This window comes from Devosia geojensis, from assembly GCF_000969415.1.
GTDB lineage: Bacteria > Pseudomonadota > Alphaproteobacteria > Rhizobiales > Devosiaceae > Devosia > Devosia geojensis.
In genome coordinates, this window is record NZ_JZEX01000024.1 from 56,496 (window position 1) to 72,331 (window position 15,836).

A 15,836-nucleotide genomic window follows, 5' to 3' on the forward strand; every position below is an offset into this window, starting at 1 on the left:
ATGCATGCATATGGAGCGCACGAGCCATGCCCCAGATAACAACGCCCGCGGTCGAGAGCCTGTTGCAGCAGGCCGGCGCCGATGGCCGCGTGATCGATGCGGTCAAGCGCGTCGATGCGCTGCTGCAGAACTGGCGTCGGCGCGTGGTCAAGCGCGAGCTCAGCCATGTGGCGATCAACGATCTGGGCTTGCAGCTCGACCTGGCGCAGCTCGACGTGCTCGCCGCCATCGAGGCGCCGGTGCACGAGTTCGGCGAAACCGGGGGCGAAGAAACGATGGTCTCGACGGTGGCGGCGCGCATCGGCATCGACCCGTCCCGCGCCAGCCGGCTCATCGCCGAGCTCGTCGACGACGGGTATGCCGAGCGGGTGGCGAGCCAGGCGGATTCCCGGCGCACGCTCATTCGCCTGACCGAGAAGGGCCGAGCCGTGACCGGCGCCGTGCGCGCCTACCGGTTCCTCCTGATGGGCGATTTCCTTGCCGAATGGAGCGCCGAGGACCTCGCGCGGTTCCTGCCGCTGCTGGAGCGGTTCAGCCACTGGTCGGAGGATGTGGAGGCGCGGCGCGGCAAGATGATGCCGCAGATCGGCGAACTCGCGCGTCACGTGGCGAAGGCGGGGGCGGCGGAGGTGGTGGTGGAGACGACTGCTGCGGTGTAGTCACATCCCCGATGTCATCCCGAATTTGCACAACAACTGCCCACCCACGGGGTCATTCCCGCGAAAGCGGGAACCTCTGTTTCCCTTGCTTGCCATGAACGGAGGTCCCCGCTTTCGCGGGAATGACCCGGTGAAGGGAGGCATGGCGCCAGAGACGACGCGTCGCCGTTTACTGGGCCCCGGCTTTCGCCGGGGTGACAATCGAGGGTGGGAAACGCACAGCGCCCTTATAGCAGCTCAGCAAAAAGGCCGCCCGGAGGCGGCCCTTAAATTCACGATGACGCGCGGTGTATCAGCCGACGATCTCGTCGTCGGTGAAGAAGAACTTGATCTCCTCGCGCGCCGTCTCGGGAGCGTCCGAGCCGTGCACCGAGTTCTCGCCGACCGAAAGGGCGAATTCCTTGCGGATGGTGCCCTCGGCGGCGTTGGCCGGGTTGGTGGCGCCCATGATCTCGCGGTTTTTGGCGATGGCGTTCTCGCCCTCCAGAACCTGGACGACGACCGGCGAGGCGATCATCTGCTCGACGAGCTCGCCGAAGAACGGACGCTCCTTGTGGACCGCGTAAAAGCCCTCGGCCTGCTCGCGGGTCATGTGGATCTTCTTCATGGCCACCGGACGCAGGCCGTTCTCCTCGAACTTGGCGATGATCTTGCCGATGAGGTTGCGGCGGACGGCATCGGGCTTGATGATGGAGAAGGTGCGTTCGAGCGCCATTGGGTGTCGATCCTTGAATGGGTCTTTCGGAAGGTGGCGCGTTGTAACGGTAGACTTTGACGGACGCAAGACGGGTCGTCAGCCCTCGGGCGCGGTGCAATCGGCCTCGGTCTCGTCGAGCTCGATCACGCCGTGGGCGATCGGGTTGTTGTCCGGATCGAGGGCGGTGACGTCGAGGTCGAAGATCGGCTCGGGCGCCTCGATCACCTGCTCGACCTCGACCGGCACGATCTGCATGGTGCAGACCTCGGCCGTGCGAGTGGTGGGGATCGTGACCGCGACGATGGTGCCGCGCGGCTCGGCAAGCCCGGCCGGCTCGACGCTCTGGCAGGCGCTGCCGTCGAACGTCGCCCGCAGCAGCACGCGGTCTTCATCGATGCGGCAGGCGGAGAGCGCGGTGAACTCGGCTGCATCCTGCGCGAGAACACCGGCCGAGCAGAGGGCTACGGCAAGCGCCAGCGGGATGGGGGACAGACTCCTCGGCATTAGACATCTCCTCGGGCGCACGGTATTGGCTCAGCGGCAAATGCAATTGTTTATACAGACAGCCGACCCGCGCCAGTGGGTCGGTAGGACTATACCATGCTCACCATTTCCAATCTCACCTATCGCATCCAGGGCCGGGAACTCCTCGAAGACGCTTCGGTGGTGCTGCCGACGGGGTCGAAGACCGGGTTCGTCGGCAAGAACGGCACCGGCAAGACGACGCTCTTCCACCTGATCCAGGGGCATATCTCGGCCGATGCCGGCTCGATCGAGCTGCACAAGCGCGCGCGGATCGGCGCGGTGGCGCAGGAGGCGCCGGCGGGCGAGGAGAGCGTGCTGGAGGTGGTGCTTTCGGCCGACAAGGAGCGCACGGCGCTGCTCGCGGAAGCCGAGACGGCGACCGATGCGCACCGGATAGCCGAGATCCACACACGCCTCGCCGACATCGACGCGCACAGCGCCGAGGCGCGGGCGAGCGCGATCCTCAAGGGCCTCGGCTTCGAGCAGGAGCGGCAGCTTGCGCCGACCCGCGAGCTTTCGGGCGGCTGGCGCATGCGCGTGTCGCTGGCGGGGGTGCTGTTCTCGCAGCCGGACCTGCTGCTGCTCGACGAGCCGACGAACTATCTCGACCTCGAGGGCACGCTCTGGCTCGAGAAGTACCTGGCCAACTACCCCTATACGGTCTTCCTCATCAGCCACGACCGGGACCTGCTCAACAAGGCGGTCAGCTCGATCATCCATCTCGAGCACAAGAAACTCACCTTCTACAAGGGCAACTACGACACCTTCGAAGCCACGCGCCGCATGCAGATGGAGCTGCACAACAAGAGCCGCGAGAAGGCGCTGGACCAGATCGCGCACATGCAGAAGTTCGTCGACCGCTTCCGCGCCAAGGCGACCAAGGCCAAGCAAGCCCAGGCGCGCATGAAGATGATCGAGAGGCTGAAGCCGCCGGAGGCGCTGTTCGACGAATATGCGGCGCCGTTCCAGTTCCCGCAGCCCAAGGACGCCATGGCGATGCCCATGATCAACCTCGAGAACGTCTCAACGGGTTATGGGGACAAGACGATCCTCAGGAACATCACCCAGCGCATCGATCCGCAGGACCGCATCGCGCTCGTTGGCGTCAACGGCAACGGCAAGTCGACCTTCGCCAAGCTGCTCGCCGGCGACCTGCCGGTGATGGGCGGCACGCTGCAGAAGGGCAAGAAGCTCGAAATCGCGCACTTCGCCCAGCACCAGCTCGACAAGCTGAAGCCCGAACAGACGCCGCTGGAGCACGTCATCGAGCTCATGCCCTACGATAACGAGGCCAAACGCCGCTCGCGCCTTGCGCAGATGGGGCTGACCAAGTCGCGCATGGACACCAAGGCCAAGAACCTCTCGGGCGGCGAGCGGGCGCGGCTGCTGATGGGGCTCATCACCTTCAACGGGCCGGGGATGATGATCCTCGACGAGCCGACCAACCACCTCGACATCGACAGCCGCGACGCGCTGGTCGCCGCGCTCAACGACTATGAGGGGGCAGTGCTGATCATCAGCCATGACCGGCACCTCATCGAGGCGACCTGCGACACGCTCTGGATCGCGGCGGACGGCACGATCAAGGAGCTCGACGACGACCTCGACGGCTACCAGCGCTCCATCACCGGCACGCGCGAGAAGGCAGCGGGGAACGGCGGCGGGCTCTCCAAGGACGAGCGCAAGGCCGCCAAGCAGGAAGCCGCCGCCCGCCGCGCCGAGGTCGCGCCGCTGCGCAAGGCGATCAAGGACGCCGAAGCCAAGATGGAGCGGCTGCGCATCGAGATCGACAAGATCGAGGCTTTGTTCCACGACCCTTCGATCTACGACGGCGCCCCCGAGCGGGTGACCAAGCTCGGCAAGGACAAGGCGCGGTTCGCCGCCGAACTCGAGGCGCTGGAGGAGAAGTGGCTGGCCATGAGCGCGGAGCTGGAGGAGGCGGAGCGGGCTTAGCTTTCTGGCCTGTTCCCATTCCCCCGCCTTGCTTCCCAGGCAAACGACATATAAATTGTATGTCGTTTGTCGGAGACGTGATCATGCAGAAGGTACAGGTCTTCATCCGCGCCGATCAGAAGGCCGCGCTCAAGGAATTGGCCGCCCGCCGCGGGATGCGGCAATCGGACCTCATCCGACGCAGTATCGATGCCTTCATCGAGGCGGAGTCCCGCAATGCTACCGATTGGCGCGATGTCGTGCGCCGCACCTCGGGCGTTTGGCGCGACAAGAGCGACACGGACGAGCTTTCGCGGTCCTTGCGGGAGCAAACCAAGCGGCGTTTCAAAACGACCTACGGCGGTGCGGATTGATGCTGCTCGACACGTGCATCGTGATCGATCTGCTACGAGGCAGGGAATCCGCCGTCGCGTTCATCACCGGCTTGTCGAGCAGGCCGGCCCTTTCGGTGATCACGGTGACGGAGGTGGTCGCGGGCGCCCGTAACGCACGGGAGCGGCGGGAGATCGATCAGTTCGTAAGGGCCTGCCAAAGCTGCGAAATCGACCTTGAGATCGCGACGTTGGCCGGCGACTACGTTTCCAAGTACGGGCGCAGCCACGGCGTCGATCCCATCGATGCCCTCATCGCGGCTACCGCCAAAAGCCGCAATCTCGAATTGGCGACCCTCAACCTCAAGCATTTCCCGATGTTCGAGGCGTTGGCTCGGCCTTACCCCGCGTGACGAACTGCGAAAATGACCTCCACTCCTCCTCAAACCACCGCCTCCGACGTCATCGCGACCCTCGGCATGATCCGCCATCCGGAGGGCGGGTGGTATGTCGAGACCTACGCCGATCCGGAAGGCGTCGACGGGCGGGCGCATTCGACGGCGATCTATTATCTGCTGGAGGCCGGGGATCGGTCGCATTGGCATCGGGTCGATGCGGTGGAGGTCTGGCACTGGTATGTCGGCGCGCCGCTGGAGTTGCGGCAGTCGGATGGATCGGGGATCGAGGTCGCGGTGCTCGGCAACGACCTCGCGGCGGGCGAGCGGCCACAGGTGGTGGTGCCGCGCGGCGGCTGGCAGTCGGCGCGATCGCTCGGAGCCTGGACGCTGGTCGGGTGCACCGTTGCGCCGGGGTTCCGTTTCTCGGGGTTCGAGCTGGCGCCTGCCGGCTGGGAGCCGACGAAGTCTTAACCGCCCTGCCCCGGCGCGGTTGACAGGCACGCGCGGCTGCATTCTGCTAGCTTCCCCATCCGCCTTCGAGTGCCTGCCATGCCCAATTTGCTCCTGCGTATCGTTCTGGCCCTGGCGCTGACGGTCGCGATGGGTGAATCGGCCTTCGCGCAGGCCGAGATGGGCAAGAAGACCCGCGCGGTGGCGCACCGGTTCGCCGCCAACAACAGCCTTTTCGTGCTCTATCACGAGGTCGGGCACCTGCTGATCGACCAGTTGAAGCTCCCCGTGCTCGGGCGTGAGGAGGACGCGGCCGACAATATGGCCACCTGGACGCTACTCAACGAGGACACGCCGGAATCGCATCAGGCGCTGGCCGACGCGGCCTATGGCTGGCGGTTGTCGGGCATCGCCTATGGCGCCAATCTCGATGACAGCGATTACTACGCGGCCCACAGCCTCGATCGGCAGCGGGCGTTCCAGATCGTCTGCCTGATGGTGGGCAGCGACGATCGGGCCTTCCGTTCCATCGCCACGGAATACGCCATCGACCGCGACCGGCAGGACACGTGCTTCTGGGACTACGAACTGGTCAACCGCTCGATGAGCAGCGTGCTTTCCACCCATGTCGCGCGCAAGGCGCGCCCGGCCGAGGTGCGCATCACCTATCATGACGTTTCCGGGCGCCTGCGCGACGCCGCCAACGCCTTCCGCCAGAGCGGCGTGTTCGAGCGGGTGGCATCCGAGGTCGAGCGCCGCTATCCCCTGCGGAGGCGGGTGGAGTTCAACGCCAAGCGCTGCGGGGAAGCGAACGCGTTCTACGATCCCGATACCGTCGAGATCATCTTCTGCTACGAGCTGATGGAAGATTTCATCGGGCTCGCCGCCAAGGACATGGCCAGCAAGGGCGGACTCTATCTCGGGCCGGGCGACGGCGGACGGATCAGCCAGTAGGCTGCCGGTTTTCCGCGACTATCGCGGAATTCGTTGGCACCATCTCGCTCCGCCCACCGGCTGTCATCCCGGCGAAAGCCGGGACCCAGTACACACTGGCACCGCGGTTCATGCACGGCAGGAGCAACGGACCAGCCCCACGGCAAACGCAGCACCGGCGCTGTTTACTGGGCCCCGACTTTCGCCGGGGTGACAGCAGGTGGGACGGAGACGATGCCCATCACGCGTTCTCTACGCCCCTACCCTGCCTTCTTCACCCAGCGGCCCGACGGCTCCTGCTGCCAGTAGGTGACGGCGTTGCCGGCCTGGAGCGCCTTCCAGGCGATGCGGGCTTCGGCGACCGCATCGGGGTCGTGGCCGGAGAAGAGATAGACGATGCGCTCGTAACCCCCGGTCTCGCCGGGCACGGCGCGATCGACGAAGAAGCGCACGGTGGCGGCGTTGGGGTTGGCGCCGTCGGTCGTCAGCAGCACCGGCTGGCGCGCATCCGCCTCGTCGTCCCCGGCGCGACCATGCGGCAGGAAGGCGTCATCGCGATAGGTCCAGAGGTGCGCGTCGAGCGCATCGGCGCGCTCGGTGCTGCCGACCTCGACCACGGCGCGCCAGCCCCGCTCCAGCGTCTTTTCGAGGAGCTGGGGCAGCACCGCTTCCAGCGGCTTTGCCTCGAGGTGGTAGAATAGCACTTCGGCCATGGATTCTTTCCTGGTCGCGTTCTCGATCCGGAAAAACCGGTGCCCACTTTTCCTGAGAACGCCCAGCCTACCCCTCGTAGTGGTCGCGCACCAGCCGGTCGAGCAGCGCGACGCCGAAGCCGGAGGCCCAGCCGCCATTGGTCTCGCTGGCCGGCACGCCGAATGCGGTGCCGGCGATGTCGAGATGGGCCCACGGCACCTTGTTGACGAAGCGCGAGAGGAAATGGGCGGCGGTGATCGAGCTGGCCGGACGACCGGCCGAATTCTTGATGTCGGCAAAGCGGGATTCGATCAGCTTGTCGTAAGCCGGTCCCATCGGCAACCGCCAGACCTTCTCGTTGACGGCAAGGCCCGCTGCGGCAAGACGCGCGGCAAGCTCGTCATTATTGGAAAAGAGCCCGGCGTGGTCGTTGCCGAGCGCCACAGAGATTGCGCCGGTCAGGGTCGCGAGGTTGACCATGAACTGCGGCTTGAAGCGATCCTGGGTGTACCAGAGCGCATCCGCCAGCACGAGCCGTCCCTCGGCATCGGTGTTGATGATCTCGATGGTGGTGCCGGACATGGCGCGCACAATGTCGCCGGGACGGGTCGCGTCGCCGTCCGGCATGTTCTCGACGAGGCCGATGACGCCGACGGCGTTGACCTTCGCCTTGCGGCGGGCGAGCGCCTGCATGAGGCCGGTGACGGCGGCGGCGCCGCCCATGTCGCCCTTCATGTCCTCCATCGAGGCGGCCGGCTTGATGGAGATGCCGCCGGTGTCGAACACCACGCCCTTGCCGACGAAGGCGACGGGTTGGCTGTCCTTGCCCGCGCCGGTCCAGCGCATGACGACGAGGCGCGCCGGCCGGACCGAGCCGCGCGCCACCGCCAGCAGCGAGCGCATGCCGAGCTTTTCCATGTCTTTGGGCTCAAGGATCTCGACCTCGACGCCATATTCCTCGAGGTTGCCGGCGATGCCGGCGAACTCGACGGGACCGAGCACGTTGGCGGGTTCGTTGACGAGATCGCGCGCGAGAAGCGTGCCCTCGACCACCGCGCCGCGGTCGGCAACCGCCGCCGAGGTCGCGGCGGGATCGGCGACGTGCAGCACGACCTTGAGCGTGGCCGCCCCGTTCTCCCCATTCGCCTCGGACTTGTACTTGTCGAACTTGTAGTGGCGCAGCCGCAGCCCGGCGGCGAGCTCGGCGACGGCGGCGGGGCTCGCATCGGTCCCGTCGAGGACCACGGAAACGGTCGCGGCCCTGGCGCCCGCAAGCTTGCCCATCAGCGAGCCGCCGCGATCGGTCCACGCGGTCAGCCCGACAGCCTCGTCCTTGCCCGAACCGAGGACCATGAGGCGCTTGGCCGGCGCGTTGGGCGGGGCGACGAGATCGAGCACCTGACCCTGCTTGCCCTTGAACCCGGCCGTTTCGGCGACTGCCTGCCAGTCGAGCCCGGTCCCCGCCCAGATCGTGCCGCCGAGCCCTTCGGGCGGCTGGCCCTCGCCGGCATAGACGACGAGAATATCGGGCTGGCCGATTGTCAGGGGGGCGGTTTCGACGATGAGGGTCTGCGGCATGAAGGGGATCTGCGGTCCAGTGGGTTCGAGGGCGGCGCCGCGGCGCGGCAGGCCCAGATGGGGAATTCAAACATCGGGGGGAACGGGGAGCGCGTCAATCCCGCAACAGGCTGAATGCAACCGGCAAATCCACAGGGACTGCGGCATGAGGCGTCTTGCCATGCCGGCACGAGTGCCGCAGGTTGCGCCCCGGGATTTCGCACCGAACGACGGGACTGAATGCGCCGGCTGACCCTCTACCTTGCACGGCTGTTCGCGATAGACGCGCTGATTCTGTTCGGCGTTGTCTGCTTCCTCCTGTGGATGGTGCAGTGCCTGCGCATCTTCGATACCGTTTCGGTCAAGGGCCAGAGCCTCTTCACGCTCGCCTGGCAGGGCGTGCTGGCGATGCCGCCGCTGGTGCTGACCTTCGCGTTCGTGTGCGTGGGCATCGGGCTCGCGCGAGCGCTGGTGGCGCTGCAATCGAACCACGAGCTCCACATCATCCACACCAGCCGCGGGCTCGGGGACCTCTTCCGGGCGGCGGGCGTGGTGGCGATCCTCGGCGCGGTCGGCGTGCTCATCATCTCCAATTTCCTCGCCCCCCTCGCCAACCGGCAGCTCAACACCCTCAACGCCGCGATCACGGCGGACCTCGTCAGCTCGACGCTGCGGCCGGGCCGCTTCATGCAGGTGACGCCGGGCGTGGTGCTGCTCATCGGCGGGCGCGCCGAGAACGGGGAGATCACCGAATTCTTCGCCGACGACCGGCGCGATCCGCAGGTGCGGCGCACCTATATCGCCGCGGCGGCGACCGTGGCGCAGACCGACGCCGGATACGTGCTGCAGCTGCGCGAAGGCACGCTGCAGTCGCGCGGGCCGGGCAACCGCTTCTCGGAAGTGACCTTCGGCCAATACAACATCAACGTCGACCGCTTCACCCAGCCCACGGCCGAGCCGGACCCGGTGCGCGGCAGCGACAGCGTGACGCTCGTCCGCCAAGCGCTGGAGACGGGCACGATCGAGCCGAGGACGGCCCGCATATTGACCGAGCGCATGGGCGAGGGCCTGCGCGTCATCGGCATCTGCCTGATGGTGGTGGCGATCAGTGCGTTCCCGAGCGGGCGGCGCGGAGGTCTGCCGGTTCGGCTCCCCATGGAGGTCGTGGTGCTGTTCATCGCCTTCGTCGACCTTGCCGTCTCCTCCTACGGGCTGCTCGGGCCGCAGCTGGGCGCGGTGGCCGGAGCCGTCCTGATGCTCGTCATCGGCGCCATCGCGCTCCTCGTGCGGGCGCGGCCGCGGCATGTGGCCCCACTTCCGGCGGCAGCCACATGAGGCGGCTGGACTGGTTCATCCTCGGACGCGTCGGCAGCCGCATGGCGGTGACGGTGCTCGTCTTCTACGGACTGATCGTGCTTGCCGAAGCGCTCGATACCTGGCGGTTCAACGACGTGGCCGAGAACTTCGGCTTCCACTGGGCCATCATCATGGTGCTGGCGAGCGGCGCGCGCTGGGCGATCAAGACGCTGCCGGTGACGGTGCTGCTGGGCGCGATCATCGGCTTCATCGACCTCAAGGCGCGCCACGAGCTGACGGTCATCAAATCGAGCGGCATGTCGATCTGGCGGATCATCCGGGCGCCGACGGCGGCGCTGCTGATCGTCAGCCTCGCCATCTCGCTTTTCGTCGAGACGCAGACGACGAGCCTCATCCGCCAGCTCGCGCCCATGCCGCCGGGCGAGGCGACGCTGCTGACGCCGCCGGGCGAGATCTGGCTCGAACAGCGCTCTGGCGACACGCACTACATCATGGTCGCCCAGGGCATGGAGGCGAACGGCAGCAGGCTGCGCGACGTGGTCGTCTTCCCCGTCTCGGGCGAAGCGAACGAGCGCATCGAAGGGCCGCTCGCCGAGCTCGGCGGCGGCCAGTGGCGGATGCCCGAGGCGCGCATCCACCGCACGGACACAGCGGCCGAGACGGTCGAAAATCTGGTGCTGCCCACCACCTCGACGGCGGCCGAGGTCAGCCTCAAGCTCACCTCGATCGAGGACGTGACGTTCTTCGAGCTCGCCGCGCTGATCGGGGCCGGAATCGCCGACCCGGCAGTGCAGGCGGCGGCGCTGACGCGGTTCATCAAGCTGCTCAGCATGCCGCTGCTGCTGACGGGCTCGCTCTTCATTGCCTTTGCGTTTACCGCAGGTTATCGAAGATCGGACAAATATGGGCCGGCGGTCCTCTACGGCATCGTCCTCGGGTTCGTCGTGTTCGTCATCACGGAGATGTCGGAGCGGGCGGGATCCGGGGGCGTGCTCGAACCTGCGTTCGCAGCTCTGGGACCGGCATTCGTGGCCATCGTCATTGGGGTGACGGTGCTGCTTTACAAAGAAGACGGGCGAGCCTGATGCGTCGGCGCCGTGGCATGAGTATCGAGTGGTCACAGCGTCTGGCGACAGCCAGCGTGGCGGCTTTCCTCGCCCTTGCCGGGCCCGCCATGGCCCAGGGCGGCCTCGTTCCCCAGCGCTTCTTCAACGATCCCGTGCAGCCGGGCGGACAGGCCTCCATCGAGGCCAACACGCTGACCATCGATTCGCAGACCGACCTCATCACCGCCACCGGCGACGTCGTCTACACCTATCAGGGGTATACGCTGCGCGGCGACAAGCTGGTCTTCGACCGACGCACCAGCGACCTGACGTTCGAGGGCTACTCCTACATCCGCGATCCGGCCGGGAACGTGCTCGAGGGGCAGGACCTGGAAGTCCGGGACGAGCTGAAGACCGGCTTCATCGAAGCGCTGACCATCACCACCTATGACGGGGCGCGGATCACCGCCGACAGCGTCGAATACGACGATGCCCTGCAGACCCTGCTCAACAACCCGACCTACTCGCCATGCGGGGAATGCGTCGACGCCGAGGGCCGGCGCATCGGCTGGTCGGTGCGCGCCACGCGGTTCGTGCAGAACAACCAGGACAATTCGATCACCATCGAGCAGCCGACGCTCGAAATCCTCGGCATCCCGATCGCATGGCTGCCCTATCTCTGGCTGCCGGACGCCAGCCAGTCGGCGCTGTCGCGCGTGCGCACCCCCACCTTCGACTCCACCGAGCAGATCGGCGCCAAGGTCGAGGTGCCGTTCATGGCCTATTCCAGCCGCTACACCGACATCATCCTGACGCCGACCCTGGTCAGCCGGCAGGGATTCCTGATGGGCGCCGAGTGGGTGCAGCGGTTCGACGCCGGCTCGTTCAACGTCAAGGCTTCCGGGCTCTACCAGACGGCCCCCGACGCGTTCGCGGGCGAGGTCGGGGACCGCGACTGGCGCGGCATGATCCAGACGTCGGGCTCGTTCCGCCCGGCGCAGAACTGGCTGGTCGGCTGGTCCTACACGACCTTCACCGATGCCTCGTACCTGCGCGACTATCTGTTCGACGAAAGCGACGCCAGCCAGAACAGCGTCTATGCGACCTATCTCAAAGAGGACCGCTATTTCGACGCGCGCGTGCAGCAGTTCCGGGAGCTCGGCGAGACCATCACCTGGGACCATCAGGACCGCCAGGGCGCGGCGCTGCCGAACGTGCGCTACGACGAGATCATCCGCCTGGGCGACGGGCGCGGGCAGATCGAGCTGACGGGCCGGCTGCTCAACATCGTGCGCGGCGACGACTACACGACGTCGCCCAACGGCGTGACGCACGTGCTCGGCTTCGAGGGCAACAAGACCCATGTCATGGGGCTCGCCGCCTGGCGCGACCAATGGATCGGGCCGATGGGGGTCGTCGCGACGCCCTATGCCGGCGTGCGGTTTGACGCGGCCTCCTATGACGGGGAAAGCGACCATCCACTTTCGCCGGATTCGACCTCGCTTTTCAGCCTGACGCCGATCGCCGCCATGGACGTGCGCTGGCCGTGGGCAGGCACCAGCGGCTCGACGGTGCATCTCATCGAACCGACCGTGCAGATCGCCTATCGCGGATCGAGCGAGGCGATGCCGGGGATCGTCAACGACAACGCGCAGAGCTTCGTCTTCGACGATACCAATCTCTTCAGTTACGACCGCTTCTCGGGCACCGACAGGCAGGAGACGGGGCTGCGCGCCAATGTGGGCGGGCGCTACCAGGTCGATTTCGGCGGCGACAGCTATATCGAGCTCATCGCCGGGCACTCGTTCCACCTGGCCGGCACCAACGCCTTTAACTTCGACGATCCCTCCCAGCCGGGCGCGACCGACGCGCTGGCCGAGGACGTTTCCTACGGCGTGCTCGGCGCCTATGCGGCGTTCACGCCGTACCTGCGGGCCGGGGGCAAGGTGGTGGTCGATTCCGACTACAGCGAGATCATGCGCGGGGCGCTCACCGCTTCGCTCAACGTCGAGGGCTACACGGCAGGGCTCGACTACTTCTACGAGGCGGGGAACGCCAATGCCGGCGCACCCGATGACCGGCACGAAATCGGCGCGACGCTCGGCATCCCGCTGATGGACTACTGGCGCCTGACCGCCGGCTATTACTGGGACATCGCCGCCAATACGTGGTTGCAGACCAGTGCCGGCCTGACGTATGACGACGGCTACCTGATGGCCGGCGCCAATCTCGTCATGACCGGGCCCACGCACCACGACCCAGACGACACCCGCGTGACGGCCTCGATCCTGCTCAAGGCACCGGCCGGGTTCACTGCGGGTTACTCAGGAGCCATCGCCCCCTGACAACCCGGTGAACCACCGGATTTTGGCCGCATTCGTGACGGATGCACGGATTTTCGGGGCCCTACCCCGCAAGCAACGGACGACGACGATGCTCAACGGAATTTGGAAACGCACTTGTGCCGCGATCGGCACCGGCCTGCTGCTTCTGGCGGTCGGCGCGGCTCCCAGCTTTGCTCAGGCCGTGCGGGCGACCGTCAACGGCGAAGCGATCACCGACAACCAGGTCGCCCAGCGCGTCCGGCTCTTTACCCTCGAGGGCAACAGGGGCGGCACCAGCGCGGCGATCGACCAGCTTATCGACGAGGCGATCATGATCCAGGAGGCGCGCCGCCTCGGGATCACCGTCTCGGCGTCCCAGATCGACACCGCCTACCTGCAGGTGGCGCGCAACATCCGCGTCTCCAAGGAAGTCCTCGACCAGATGCTGCAGCGCCAGGGCACCAGCGTCCAGACGCTGCGCGACCGTCTCGAAGCCTCGATCGCCTGGAACAGCGTGGTCGAGCAGGCCGTGGTGCCGCAGGTGCAGATCTCCGATCTCGAGCTCGACCAGCAGGCCGCCACCCGCGCCACCGCCAGCGAGAGCTTCGACTACATCCTCAAGGAAATCATCTTCATCGCCCCGGGAGGCCAGGGCGCGAGCGGGCGCACGGGCCAGGCCAACAGCTACCGGTCGGCGTTCGCGGGCTGCGACAGCGCCGTCGAGCTTTCGCTCAACTACACCGACGCGGCAGTGGTCGATGTCGGCCGTCGCCATGCGACGCAGCTTCCCGACGCGGTCGCCCAGGAACTGGCCGGCATGAACGTCGGCGGTATCACCCGGCCGCGCGTCACCGACCGCGGCGTCTCCATGCTCGCCATCTGCGAGAAGGCCCAGGCCAACGACCTGACCTTCATCAAGAACGAGATCCGGCGCGAAGCCGGCCAGGACGCCATGAAGGGCGCGGCCGACGAGTATCTGGCGAACCTGCGCTCGCAGGCCCGCATCACCCGCAACTGATCGCAAAAGCGCATTGACAATCGAGGGCGGCGCGGGGTGAGAACACCTCGCGCCGTTTTCGTTGGGCATGGATTCCGGGGGACGTTATGGGCAAACCGCTGGCGATCAGCATGGGAGAGCCGGCCGGCATCGGGCCGGACCTGATCCTTGCCGCCTACGCGGCCCGCGCCGAGCTGGCGCTGCCGCCCTTCTGCGTCTTCGGCAACACCGAGTTCCTCGCCCAGCGCGCGCGGCGGTTGGGGATCGACATCCCCCTGGCGAGCGTATCGCCCGATGAAGCGAGCAGCCGTTTCGACACGACACTGCCGGTCGTCGAGGTCGGCGGGCCGGTGCCGGACACGCCGGGAGAGATCGATCCCCTTGCCGGACGCACCGTGATCGCCGCCATCGAGCGGGCGGTGGCAGCGGTGCGAACCGGAAGCTGCCGGGGGTTGGTGACGGCACCGATCCACAAGGCGGCGCTCTACCACGCCGGCTTCACCCATCCCGGCCACACCGAGTTCCTGGCCGCGCTCTGCGCCGACGGCGGCGCGCCGCGGCGCCCGGTGATGATGCTGGCGCACGAGGGGCTGCGTGCGGTGCCGCTGACCATCCATGTTCCGCTGCTGGAGGTGCCAAGGCTGGTGACCGGGCAAGCCGTCATCGAGACGGTGCGCATCGTCCACCACGACCTCAAGCACCGTTTCGGCATAGCCGCCCCGCGCATCGCGCTCGCCGGGCTCAACCCGCATGCGGGCGAATCCGGCTCGATCGGGCGTGAGGAGATCGACATCATCGCGCCGGCGGTGGCTCAGCTCGCCGCCGAGGGCATCGATGTCGTCGGGCCGCTGCCCGGCGACACGCTCTTCTATCCGCCGCACTGGCGTACTTATGACGCGGTGATCGCCATGTACCACGACCAGGCGCTGATCCCGATCAAGACGGTGGCGTTCGACGAGGCCGTCAACGTCACATTGGGGCTGCCGATCGTGCGCACCTCTCCCGACCACGGCACCGCGTTCGACCTTGCCGGCACTGGGCGCGCTTCGCCGAAAAGCTTCCTGGCCGCCATCCGCATGGCCGACGCGATGACGCGGGAGCGGGACGCATGAGCCAGATCGACGACCTGCCGCCGCTGCGCGAGGTGATCGCCGCCCATGGCCTGAGGGCCAAGAAGGAGCTGGGGCAGAACTTCCTGCTCGACCTGAACCTGACGGCGCGGATCGCACGCGTCGCCGGATCGCTCGAAGGCGTGCGCGTCATCGAGGTCGGCCCGGGACCCGGCGGTCTGACCCGTGCGCTGCTGGCTGAAGGCGCGCGCGAGGTGATCGCCATCGAGCGGGACGCGCGGGCCCTCCCCGCCCTCGCCGAGATCGCCGAAGCCTATCCGGGGCGCCTCACCGTGATTTCCGGCGATGCGCTGGCCATCGACTATCGGGCGCTGACCGAGGACGGACCCGTGCGCATCGTTGCCAACCTGCCCTACAACATCGCAACGCCCCTGCTCACCGGCTGGCTGACCCTCGATCCGTGGCCGAGCTTCTTCGAGAGCCTGACGCTGATGTTCCAGCGCGAGGTGGCCGAGCGGATCGTCGCCAAGGCGGGCGATGACGCCTATGGGCGGCTCGGGGTGCTGGCGGGCTGGCGCACGGACGCGCGCATCGCCTTCAATGTCGGTCGGCAGGCATTCACGCCGCCACCCAACGTCACCTCGGCGGTTGTGCATCTCGTGCCCAAGGCGGTTTCGAAAGACGTCGCCGTGCGCCATCTCGAGGAGGTCACCCGCGCCGCCTTCGGGCAGCGCCGCAAGATGGTGCGCCAGAGCCTGAAAGCCACAGGCGTTCCGGTCGAGGCGCTGCTGGCGGCGGCGGGGCTGAAGGGCGACGAGCGGGCGGAGGAACTGCCGGTCGAGGCGTTCCTTGCGATGGCCAAGGTGTTGCCGGGGCTTCGGACGTAGCAGTAGGACATGACATCGC

Annotated in this window: 16 protein-coding genes; 12 read left to right on the forward strand and 4 right to left on the reverse strand. The window is 67.0% G+C overall.

The features are described from left to right. Positions 1 to 26: 26 nt before the first annotated feature. On the forward strand, positions 27 to 659 hold the full coding sequence (locus VE25_RS01835; protein ID WP_052731660.1) for a MarR family winged helix-turn-helix transcriptional regulator: 633 nt from the start codon (positions 27 to 29) through the stop codon (positions 657 to 659). A 292-nt stretch (positions 660 to 951) separates the two neighbouring features. Here the strand turns inward: VE25_RS01835 and ndk are convergent, their stop codons facing one another. Both ndk and VE25_RS01845 read right to left on the reverse strand, forming a co-directional pair. Then, positions 952 to 1,374 (reverse strand): nucleoside-diphosphate kinase, encoded by a 423-nt coding sequence (ndk, locus tag VE25_RS01840; protein ID WP_046106875.1) that lies wholly within the window; start codon positions 1,372 to 1,374, stop codon positions 952 to 954. Positions 1,375 to 1,452: 78 nt separating this feature from the next. Further along, on the reverse strand, positions 1,453 to 1,860 hold the full coding sequence (locus VE25_RS01845; RefSeq protein ID WP_046106876.1) for a hypothetical protein: 408 nt from the start codon (positions 1,858 to 1,860) through the stop codon (positions 1,453 to 1,455). Positions 1,861 to 1,956: 96 nt separating this feature from the next. On the opposite strand from VE25_RS01845, the gene VE25_RS01850 reads away from it, so the two are divergent. The 5 genes from VE25_RS01850 to VE25_RS01870 all read left to right on the forward strand — a co-directional run bounded on the left by VE25_RS01850 (position 1,957) and on the right by VE25_RS01870 (position 5,947). After that, positions 1,957 to 3,834: an ABC-F family ATP-binding cassette domain-containing protein gene (locus VE25_RS01850; RefSeq protein WP_046106877.1), complete on the forward strand. Its 1,878-nt coding sequence runs from the start codon at positions 1,957 to 1,959 to the stop codon at positions 3,832 to 3,834. Between the two features lie 83 nt (positions 3,835 to 3,917). Continuing rightward, positions 3,918 to 4,187 carry a ribbon-helix-helix protein, CopG family gene (locus VE25_RS01855; RefSeq protein ID WP_152664478.1) on the forward strand — a complete coding sequence of 90 codons (270 nt, stop codon included), beginning with the start codon at positions 3,918 to 3,920 and terminating at the stop codon, positions 4,185 to 4,187. Then, positions 4,187 to 4,558 carry a type II toxin-antitoxin system VapC family toxin gene (locus VE25_RS01860; protein ID WP_046106879.1) on the forward strand — a complete coding sequence of 124 codons (372 nt, stop codon included), beginning with the start codon at positions 4,187 to 4,189 and terminating at the stop codon, positions 4,556 to 4,558. Before VE25_RS01855 ends, VE25_RS01860 begins: the two co-directional genes overlap by 1 nt. 12 nt (positions 4,559 to 4,570) lie before the next feature. After that, positions 4,571 to 5,014 carry a cupin domain-containing protein gene (locus VE25_RS01865; RefSeq protein ID WP_046106880.1) on the forward strand — a complete coding sequence of 148 codons (444 nt, stop codon included), beginning with the start codon at positions 4,571 to 4,573 and terminating at the stop codon, positions 5,012 to 5,014. 78 nt (positions 5,015 to 5,092) lie between these two features. After that, a complete protein-coding gene (locus VE25_RS01870; RefSeq protein ID WP_052731661.1) occupies positions 5,093 to 5,947 on the forward strand; it encodes a DUF4344 domain-containing metallopeptidase in 855 nt (284 codons plus the stop codon). 239 nt (positions 5,948 to 6,186) lie between these two features. Here the strand turns inward: VE25_RS01870 and VE25_RS01875 are convergent, their stop codons facing one another. Next, the gene (locus VE25_RS01875) at positions 6,187 to 6,639 is read right to left on the reverse strand and encodes a DNA polymerase III subunit chi (protein WP_046106881.1); all 453 of its coding nucleotides are present in this window, start codon (positions 6,637 to 6,639) and stop codon (positions 6,187 to 6,189) included. Positions 6,640 to 6,706: 67 nt separating this feature from the next. Beyond that, positions 6,707 to 8,164, reverse strand: a complete 1,458-nt coding sequence (locus VE25_RS01880; RefSeq protein ID WP_500683369.1) for a leucyl aminopeptidase — start codon at positions 8,162 to 8,164, stop codon at positions 6,707 to 6,709. A gap of 252 nt (positions 8,165 to 8,416) precedes the next feature. On the opposite strand from VE25_RS01880, the gene VE25_RS01885 reads away from it, so the two are divergent. The 6 genes from VE25_RS01885 (at position 8,417) to rsmA (ending at position 15,817) form a co-directional block, all read left to right on the forward strand. Further along, on the forward strand, positions 8,417 to 9,511 hold the full coding sequence (locus tag VE25_RS01885) for an LptF/LptG family permease (RefSeq protein ID WP_046106883.1): 1,095 nt from the start codon (positions 8,417 to 8,419) through the stop codon (positions 9,509 to 9,511). Further along, complete coding sequence (locus VE25_RS01890) at positions 9,508 to 10,578, forward strand: LptF/LptG family permease (protein WP_046106884.1); 1,071 nt, start codon at positions 9,508 to 9,510, stop codon at positions 10,576 to 10,578. Before VE25_RS01885 ends, VE25_RS01890 begins: the two co-directional genes overlap by 4 nt. Positions 10,579 to 10,595: 17 nt before the next feature. Next, the gene (locus VE25_RS01895) at positions 10,596 to 12,884 is read left to right on the forward strand and encodes an LPS-assembly protein LptD (RefSeq protein ID WP_046106885.1); all 2,289 of its coding nucleotides are present in this window, start codon (positions 10,596 to 10,598) and stop codon (positions 12,882 to 12,884) included. A gap of 88 nt (positions 12,885 to 12,972) precedes the next feature. After that, positions 12,973 to 13,881 carry a peptidylprolyl isomerase gene (locus VE25_RS01900; RefSeq protein ID WP_046106886.1) on the forward strand — a complete coding sequence of 303 codons (909 nt, stop codon included), beginning with the start codon at positions 12,973 to 12,975 and terminating at the stop codon, positions 13,879 to 13,881. An 86-nt stretch (positions 13,882 to 13,967) separates the two neighbouring features. Next, on the forward strand, positions 13,968 to 14,972 hold the full coding sequence (pdxA, locus tag VE25_RS01905) for a 4-hydroxythreonine-4-phosphate dehydrogenase PdxA (protein ID WP_152664479.1): 1,005 nt from the start codon (positions 13,968 to 13,970) through the stop codon (positions 14,970 to 14,972). After that, positions 14,969 to 15,817, forward strand: a complete 849-nt coding sequence (rsmA, locus tag VE25_RS01910) for a 16S rRNA (adenine(1518)-N(6)/adenine(1519)-N(6))-dimethyltransferase RsmA (protein ID WP_046106888.1) — start codon at positions 14,969 to 14,971, stop codon at positions 15,815 to 15,817. Before pdxA ends, rsmA begins: the two co-directional genes overlap by 4 nt. Positions 15,818 to 15,836 lie beyond the last annotated feature (19 nt).

What these genes read in the sequence shown, in the direction of transcription:
- pdxA (WP_152664479.1), top strand. Translation starts at nt 13,968, where the DNA reads ATGGGCAAACCGCTGGCGATCAGCATGGGAGAGCCGGCCGGCATCGGG.
- VE25_RS01895 (WP_046106885.1), top strand. Translation starts at nt 10,596, where the DNA reads ATGAGTATCGAGTGGTCACAGCGTCTGGCGACAGCCAGCGTGGCGGCT.
- VE25_RS01835 (WP_052731660.1), top strand. Translation starts at nt 27, where the DNA reads ATGCCCCAGATAACAACGCCCGCGGTCGAGAGCCTGTTGCAGCAGGCC.
- rsmA (WP_046106888.1), top strand. Translation starts at nt 14,969, where the DNA reads ATGAGCCAGATCGACGACCTGCCGCCGCTGCGCGAGGTGATCGCCGCC.
- VE25_RS01845 (WP_046106876.1), bottom strand. Translation starts at nt 1,860, where the DNA reads ATGCCGAGGAGTCTGTCCCCCATCCCGCTGGCGCTTGCCGTAGCCCTC.
- VE25_RS01865 (WP_046106880.1), top strand. Translation starts at nt 4,571, where the DNA reads ATGACCTCCACTCCTCCTCAAACCACCGCCTCCGACGTCATCGCGACC.
- ndk (WP_046106875.1), bottom strand. Translation starts at nt 1,374, where the DNA reads ATGGCGCTCGAACGCACCTTCTCCATCATCAAGCCCGATGCCGTCCGC.
- VE25_RS01855 (WP_152664478.1), top strand. Translation starts at nt 3,918, where the DNA reads ATGCAGAAGGTACAGGTCTTCATCCGCGCCGATCAGAAGGCCGCGCTC.
- VE25_RS01860 (WP_046106879.1), top strand. Translation starts at nt 4,187, where the DNA reads ATGCTGCTCGACACGTGCATCGTGATCGATCTGCTACGAGGCAGGGAA.
- VE25_RS01890 (WP_046106884.1), top strand. Translation starts at nt 9,508, where the DNA reads ATGAGGCGGCTGGACTGGTTCATCCTCGGACGCGTCGGCAGCCGCATG.
- VE25_RS01850 (WP_046106877.1), top strand. Translation starts at nt 1,957, where the DNA reads ATGCTCACCATTTCCAATCTCACCTATCGCATCCAGGGCCGGGAACTC.
- VE25_RS01885 (WP_046106883.1), top strand. Translation starts at nt 8,417, where the DNA reads ATGCGCCGGCTGACCCTCTACCTTGCACGGCTGTTCGCGATAGACGCG.
- VE25_RS01870 (WP_052731661.1), top strand. Translation starts at nt 5,093, where the DNA reads ATGCCCAATTTGCTCCTGCGTATCGTTCTGGCCCTGGCGCTGACGGTC.
- VE25_RS01900 (WP_046106886.1), top strand. Translation starts at nt 12,973, where the DNA reads ATGCTCAACGGAATTTGGAAACGCACTTGTGCCGCGATCGGCACCGGC.
- VE25_RS01875 (WP_046106881.1), bottom strand. Translation starts at nt 6,639, where the DNA reads ATGGCCGAAGTGCTATTCTACCACCTCGAGGCAAAGCCGCTGGAAGCG.